Consider the following 6,425-nt stretch of genomic DNA (forward strand, 5'->3'; position numbering starts at 1 on the left):
GCCGTCGCGATCGTCGGGGGCGTTGGTCAGTTCGAAGAATTTGGGCCGGTCGTCATCGCCCTCCTCCGGCCAGACGTACAGTGCGCCGAGGTCATTGACGGTCAGCTGGAGGGTCGGCCCTTCGCCCACGCCGCTCCAGGCGCCGGCGGCGTCGGCCTGGGATCCGCCGTGAATGGCGATCGACCGTGCGAGCAGCATCGCCTCGGCCGCGGAGGGATGCCAATCGGGCATGCCGGTGCGCGGCGGGACGAGGATCACCTGCCGGCTGACGGCGAAACCGCGGGGGTCGGTCAGCGCCGGCGTGGCCAGAAGCCGGTCGAGCAGGCCGTCGACCTCTGCGGCCATGGCGCGGGCCTGGGCTTGCGGAACCCGGCCGTCCCGCAATTGAAGGCTCGCCGGACCGACGCGACCCGGAGCCCGGGCCGACTCCGGATCCTGTTCCGCGCGGGCCGAGGCTGCGGCGGCGAGCAGGCCGACCGCCGCCATTCCGGTCACGGCGATCCTGAGCAGGCGGTTGGAGAGCGGAGCGCTCGACATCGCGGACGAACGGGGCTTCATGGCGATCCTCGACAGAGTGTTGACGCCGCCCACATCCAATTCGATGTTGTCGCTGTCAACACCAGCCGTCATGACAAATCGGAAAGCTTCCATGCCGCCCTATCACCACGGAGACCTGCGTCGCGCGCTCGTCGCCCGGGCCGGGGAGCTGCTCGAAACCGACGGTATGGACGGGCTGAGCCTGCGGTCGGTGGCGGCCCGCGCGGGCGTTTCACACAGCGCCCCCTACCGGCATTTCCCCGATCGCACGGCCCTGCTGTCGGCGACGGCCGCGCTCGGGTTCGACGAACTGGCCGACCGGCTGGCGTCGGCGGGCGAGGCCGACGATCCCGACCAGGCCATGAGCGCCGTCGGCCTGGCCTATGTCCGGTTCGCCCTGGCGCGACCTCAGATGTACCGGCTGATGTTCAGCGGCGACCTGCTCAAGGGCGCCGCCGACCCGGAATACGCCCGGGCCTCGACCCGCGCCTTCGAGCTGTTGCGGAAAGCGGTCGAACGGATCCTGCCTCCGACCGATCAAGCCGGGGCCGGAGCGGCGGCGTCCATTCTCTGGGCCGAGCATCACGGTCTGGCGCTGCTGCTGATCGAAAAGCGGATCCGGCCGTGGATGCGGGATGAAACGCCAGAGGACGAGCTGGTTCGCCGGGTCGCCACGACGCTGCCGGACCGGGCCCGCGCCCTGGCGTCACTCGCCGGCCCCGCCGGCGCGTCAAAGGACGGCTAGCCGGGTCTCAGGGCGCGGAAACGATCGCCGGCTCCTCGAACCGAACCCCCGGTCCCAGCACCATCACCCCCGCCATCAACACCGCGGCCGTCGCGGCCAGCGCCGCCGCGGCGAACGTCGCCCACGGGCTGCTGCGCCGGACCGGCGGCGTCAGCAGGCTGCGCGCCTTGTCGATGGTGGTGTCGGCCATGCGAGCCCCTCCGCTGGAGGCTCCAGTTCGCCCGATCGTGGTTAACGAAGACTTACTCGCGCGACTGCTTGGCGCGGCGGCGCGCACCCCCTAGAAGCCGGAGCATGATCCTCGTCGTCGACAACTACGACAGCTTCACCTGGAACCTGGTCCACTACCTCGCGGAACTGGGCGCGGAGACGCGCGTGGTGCGCAACGACGACCTGACGGCGGCCGAGGCCTGGGCGCTGAAGCCCGAGGCGGTGCTGCTGTCGCCGGGGCCGTGCACGCCCAACGAGGCCGGGATCTGCCTCGCCCTGATCGACACGGCGCCGCCGGAGATGCCGATCTTCGGCGTCTGCCTCGGCCATCAGGCCATGGGCCAGGCCTTCGGCGGCGACGTCATCCGGGCCAAGGCGCTGATGCACGGCAAGACCTCGCCGATCGAGCACGAGGGCAAGAGCGTGTTCGCCGAGCTGCCCTCCCCTTTCACGGCCACCCGCTATCATTCGCTGGCGGTGAAGCGGGAGACCCTGCCGGACGTGCTGGAAATCACCGCCTGGACCGCCGACGGCGAGATCATGGGGCTGGCGCACAGGACGCGGCCGATCCACGGCGTGCAGTTCCACCCCGAATCGATCGCCACCGAGCACGGCCACGACCTGCTGGCCAACTTCCTCGACCTGGCCAACATCAAGCGCACGGCGATGGTCTGAGATGGCGGACGGTTTCAAACCCCTGCTGGCCAAGCTGGTCGACGGACAGGTGCTGTCGGACGCGGAGGCCCACGCCTTCTTCGCCGCCTGCCTGAGGGGCGAACCGACCCCGGCCCAGGTCGCCGCCGCCGTCACCGCCCTGCGCATCCGCGGCGAGACGGTGGGCGAGATCGCGGCTTTCGCTGCCGCCATGCGCGACGCGGCCCTGACGCTGGATCATCCGTACGACGTCATCGACACCTGCGGCACGGGCGGCGACGGTCAGCACACCTTCAACATCTCCACCGCCGCAGCGCTGGTGCTGGCCGGGGCGGGGCTGAAGGTGGCCAAGCACGGCAACCGGGCGCTGAGCTCGAAGTCCGGTTCGTCGGACGTGCTGTCGGCGTTGGGGGTCAACCTGGCCGCGACGCCGGCGCAGCAGCTGCGGGCGCTGGACCGGGCCGGCATCGCCTTCCTGTTCGCCCCCGCCTACCACGGGGCCATGCGCCACGTCGGGCCGGTGCGGGCCGAGATCGGTTTCCGCACGGTTTTCAATCTTCTGGGACCGCTTTCGAACCCAGCTTCCGCGAAGCGACAGGTCATGGGCGTCTATGATCCGCGCCTGCTCGAGCCGTTGGCCGAAGTGCTGGGCCGGCTCGGCGCCCAGCGGGCCTGGGTGGTGCACGGCCAGGGACTCGACGAACTGACCACCACGGGGCCGACCGGCGTGGCGGAGTGGAGGGACGGGGCGGTGCGCCGCTTCACCGTCACCCCCGAGGACGCCGGTCTCCCGGTCGCGAACATCGCAGACCTGCGTGGCGGCGACGCCGAGGAGAACGCCGCCGCCCTGCGCGCCCTCTTGGACGGGACCAAAGGCGCCTATCGCGATATCGTGCTGCTGAACGCGGCCGCGGCGCTGGTCGTGGCGGACAGGGCGGCGGATCTGGCCGAGGGCGCGGGCCTTGCGGCGGCGGTCATCGACGACGGCCGGGCGGCGAAGGCGCTGGCCGAACTGGTCGAGGCCACCAATGCGCCGATCGAGGAAGAACCTGCGTGACCGACGTCCTGGCGCGGATCGCCGCCTACAAGCGCGAGAATGTCGCGGCGCGCAGGGCCGTCCTGTCGCAGGACGCGGTCGAGGCGCAGGCGAGGCTGGCCTCGGCGCCGCGGGGCTTCCGCGCCGCGCTGGAGCGGGACGTCGAGGCGACCGGCCGCCCCGCCCTGATCGCCGAGATCAAGAAGGCCAGTCCGTCCAAGGGTCTGATTCGCGAGGATTTCGACCCGCCGGCCTTGGCGAAGGCCTACGAGCGCGGCGGCGCCTCGTGCCTGTCGGTGCTGACTGACGGGCCGAGCTTCCAGGGCGACGACGCCTTCCTCGGACAGGCGCGCGAGGCGACCGCCCTGCCCTGTCTGCGCAAGGACTTCCTCGTCGACCCGTGGCAGGTGGCCGAGAGCCGGGCGCTGGGGGCCGACTGCATCCTGATCATCCTCGCCATGATCGACGACGCCGTGGCCGCCGAACTGCTGGCCGAGGCGCGGCGGTTCGGCATGGACGCCCTGATCGAGACCCACGACGAGGCCGAGATGGCCCGTGCGTGCCAGCTGGGCGGCGATCTCGTCGGGATCAACAACCGCTCGCTGCGAACTTTCGAGGTCGATCTGGCGGTCACGGAGCGGTTGGCCGTGCTGAGCCCGGCGGACGCCCTGCTGGTCGCCGAGAGCGGCATCTTCACCCCGGACGACGCAGCGCGGGTGTCTCGCGCCCATGCCAAGGCGGTGTTGGTCGGCGAGAGCCTGATGCGCCAGTCGGATGTCGAGGCGGCGACGCGGGCGTTGATGCGGTAACCGGACCTTAACCGGAACAGCACAGGAACACCTTGTGGACGTTTGCGGTTTGTTCCGCTAGCGTTCCCGCAACGGGATTCGCCTCGAGGACCTCCATGCTCACGCGCAAACAGCACGAACTGCTGATGTTCATCCACGAACGGATCAAGGAGACGGGCGTCTCCCCGTCGTTCGACGAGATGAAGGAGGCGCTCGACCTGGCCTCCAAATCGGGCATCCACCGGCTGATCACCGCGCTGGAGGAGCGCGGCTTCATCCGCCGGCTGGCGCACCGGGCGCGGGCCCTGGAGGTGGTCAAGATGCCGGACCAGGCCACGGCGGGCGCGCCGCGCGGCCGGGCCGGCTTCACCCCCGGCGTCATCGAGGGCGGCGGACGTCCGCAGGTCGTCGAACCGGCCAATGACACCCGCGAGCTATCGCTGATGGGCAAGATCGCCGCCGGCACGCCGATCGCCGCCATCGAGCACGAGACCGCCCGCTATCCGGTGCCGGAAGCCATGCTGGGCGCCGGCGAGCACTACCTGCTGGAGATCGAGGGCGACTCCATGATCGAGGCCGGCATCCTCGACGGCGACATGGTGATCATCAAATCGGCCGACACCGCCAACTCCGGCGAGATCGTCGTGGCTCTGGTGGAGGGTGAGGAAGCGACCCTCAAGCGGTTGAGGAAGAAGGGCGGCTCGATCGCCCTGGAGCCGGCCAACCGCAACTATGAGACCCGCATCTTCGGACCCGACCAGGTCGAGGTGCAGGGCAAGCTGGTCGGGCTTATCCGCCGTTATCACTAAGGTCAGGGTCACCGGCGCGGCTCCACGGCCGGTCGCCGCGGACCTCGGCCGACCAGACGGCGCGCCAATGGTTGTCCGCGGCGGCTCCGTCGCGCCACAGCTCGACCGCACCGCCGCGGGCGTAGTCGAAGCCGTCCAGCACCAGCCGGCCCTCGCATGACGCGGGCAGAACCGGAACGACCGCCCGCACGCTGACAATCGGCGCGGAGCGGCACAGGGCGTCCAGCTGGTCCGCCGTCGGCGCGCGACGACCCCACCACAGGGCCAGTGGACCGGCCCCGGAAATAGCGGGCGTGCAGGAGAAGCGGGTGCAGGTCCAGCCTTCGGCCGGCCGGTCGACCGGTTTGACGCCCCGCCGCCGGGACCAGACGTCGACCGCGAACTGGCGCACGCCGGGCCGGGCCACGACCGCCTCCCCCGCCTCGATCCAGGCGGCATTGGTCCCCCCGTCGCCGATCCACAGGTCGGGCGTCGGGGCGCGCGGCCACAGCATCACCGCCGCCGCGAACGGCAGGCCGATCCAGCGCAGCGGCCCCCGCCACAGACAACAGAACAGCACCCCGAGAAAGGCGATCGGCAGGACGTAGTCCGGCGCGCTGGCCACGGTCCGTACCGCGCCGGGCAGGCCCGCGGTCCAGGTTCCGATGGCCAGCATCAGCTCGATCCCCCGCGCCGCCAGCCACAGGAAGGGCGCGCCGACGCCCAGCGGCTCCAGCAGGGCGCCGAGCGCCAGGGCCGGCATGATCAGGAAGTCCGACACCGGGGCCGTGGCGAGGTTGGCGGCCAGGCCGTACATGGCGGTGCGGTTGAAATGCTGCATGGCGAACGGACCGGTCGCCGCCCCGGCCACCAGACTGGCGAGCACAGCCGCGCCGATCCAGGCGCTCGAGCGCTGGACCAGCAGGATCGGCCATGGCGCGGAGATCTCGCGGGGCCGGCGCGGCCAGGCCTCGACCAGGGCCACCAGCGCCGCCGTCGCCGCGAACGACATTTGGAACCCCGGCGTGACGATGGCCTCGGGCTGCAGCAGCAGGACCACGAAGGCGGCGACCGCCAGGGCGTGCATGGTGATGGCCTGCCGGTCCAGCAGGATGGCGAGGAAGGCGATGGAGGCGGTGATCGCGGCCCGCTCGGCCGGGGGCGGATGCCCCGAGATCACCAGATAGGTCCCGACCGCCAGCAGGCCCGCCCAGGCCGCCACCTTCTTGCCCGGCGCCCGCAGGGCCAGCCACGGCCAGGCCGCGACCAGCAGACGGACAAGGAAGAAGGCGAAGCCGCCGACGACCGCCATGTGCAGGCCCGAGATCGACAGGATGTGGGCGAGGCCCGAGTCGCGCATGACATCGACCTCGGCGGGGTCGAGCCAGGCCTCGTGGCCCGTGGTCATGGCCGCCGCCACACCGCCCGCGCGCTCGCCCTGACGCGCCACGATCCGCCTGGCGAGGTCATAGCGGACGCCATTGACCCACATGGCCGCGCGCAGCCGCCACGGCGGCTCCGGCAGATAGGCCGGCCTCGCCTCCCCCAGCCCGAAGGCCACCCCGCCCATGCCCTGGAAGAAGGCGTTGCGGCCGAAGTCATAGGCGCCGGGACTGGCGGGCGCGGGCGGCGGATTGAGGATGGCGAACAGGCGCACCGCCTGCCCC

General features: G+C 71.4%; 8 protein-coding genes. 5 read left to right on the forward strand and 3 right to left on the reverse strand.

Going from position 1 to position 6,425, the window contains the following annotated elements; translation table 11 throughout:
• Positions 1 to 558, reverse strand: a 558-nt coding sequence (locus RDU12_RS07815) for a hypothetical protein (RefSeq protein WP_308684391.1), incomplete at its 3' end; no start/stop codon positions are given.
• A gap of 91 nt (positions 559 to 649) precedes the next feature.
• Here RDU12_RS07815 and RDU12_RS07820 point away from each other — a divergent pair.
• Positions 650 to 1,282 (forward strand): TetR/AcrR family transcriptional regulator, encoded by a 633-nt coding sequence (locus RDU12_RS07820; protein WP_300291373.1) that lies wholly within the window; start codon positions 650 to 652, stop codon positions 1,280 to 1,282.
• A 7-nt stretch (positions 1,283 to 1,289) separates the two neighbouring features.
• On the opposite strand, the gene RDU12_RS07825 is transcribed toward RDU12_RS07820, so the two are convergent.
• Positions 1,290 to 1,472, reverse strand: a complete 183-nt coding sequence (locus RDU12_RS07825) for a peptidoglycan-binding protein (protein WP_300291371.1) — start codon at positions 1,470 to 1,472, stop codon at positions 1,290 to 1,292.
• Positions 1,473 to 1,576: 104 nt separating this feature from the next.
• Between RDU12_RS07825 and RDU12_RS07830 the strand changes: the two genes are divergently transcribed.
• The 4 genes from RDU12_RS07830 (at position 1,577) to lexA (ending at position 4,779) form a co-directional block, all read left to right on the forward strand.
• Positions 1,577 to 2,167, forward strand: coding sequence for an aminodeoxychorismate/anthranilate synthase component II (locus tag RDU12_RS07830; protein WP_300291369.1), 591 nt, complete (start codon positions 1,577 to 1,579; stop codon positions 2,165 to 2,167).
• A gap of 1 nt (position 2,168) precedes the next feature.
• Positions 2,169 to 3,203, forward strand: coding sequence for an anthranilate phosphoribosyltransferase (gene trpD, locus RDU12_RS07835; RefSeq protein WP_300291367.1), 1,035 nt, complete (start codon positions 2,169 to 2,171; stop codon positions 3,201 to 3,203).
• Entirely contained in the window at positions 3,200 to 3,991 is a 792-nt protein-coding gene (gene trpC, locus RDU12_RS07840; RefSeq protein WP_308684392.1) for an indole-3-glycerol phosphate synthase TrpC, read from the forward strand. The genes trpD and trpC overlap by 4 nt, the downstream gene beginning before the upstream one ends.
• Positions 3,992 to 4,086: 95 nt before the next feature.
• Positions 4,087 to 4,779 (forward strand): transcriptional repressor LexA, encoded by a 693-nt coding sequence (gene lexA, locus RDU12_RS07845; protein ID WP_308684393.1) that lies wholly within the window; start codon positions 4,087 to 4,089, stop codon positions 4,777 to 4,779.
• Here lexA and RDU12_RS07850 read toward each other — a convergent pair.
• Positions 4,760 to 6,425 (reverse strand): ComEC/Rec2 family competence protein (locus RDU12_RS07850; protein WP_308684394.1); only part of this gene is annotated, 1,666 nt, incomplete at its 5' end. The two genes, lexA and RDU12_RS07850, sit on opposite strands and share 20 nt — an antisense overlap.

This window comes from Brevundimonas sp., assembly GCF_031082345.1.
Lineage (GTDB): Bacteria > Pseudomonadota > Alphaproteobacteria > Caulobacterales > Caulobacteraceae > Brevundimonas.

What these genes read in the sequence shown, in the direction of transcription:
- RDU12_RS07830 (WP_300291369.1), top strand. Translation starts at nt 1,577, where the DNA reads ATGATCCTCGTCGTCGACAACTACGACAGCTTCACCTGGAACCTGGTC.
- lexA (WP_308684393.1), top strand. Translation starts at nt 4,087, where the DNA reads ATGCTCACGCGCAAACAGCACGAACTGCTGATGTTCATCCACGAACGG.
- RDU12_RS07825 (WP_300291371.1), bottom strand. Translation starts at nt 1,472, where the DNA reads ATGGCCGACACCACCATCGACAAGGCGCGCAGCCTGCTGACGCCGCCG.
- RDU12_RS07820 (WP_300291373.1), top strand. Translation starts at nt 650, where the DNA reads ATGCCGCCCTATCACCACGGAGACCTGCGTCGCGCGCTCGTCGCCCGG.
- trpD (WP_300291367.1), top strand. Translation starts at nt 2,169, where the DNA reads ATGGCGGACGGTTTCAAACCCCTGCTGGCCAAGCTGGTCGACGGACAG.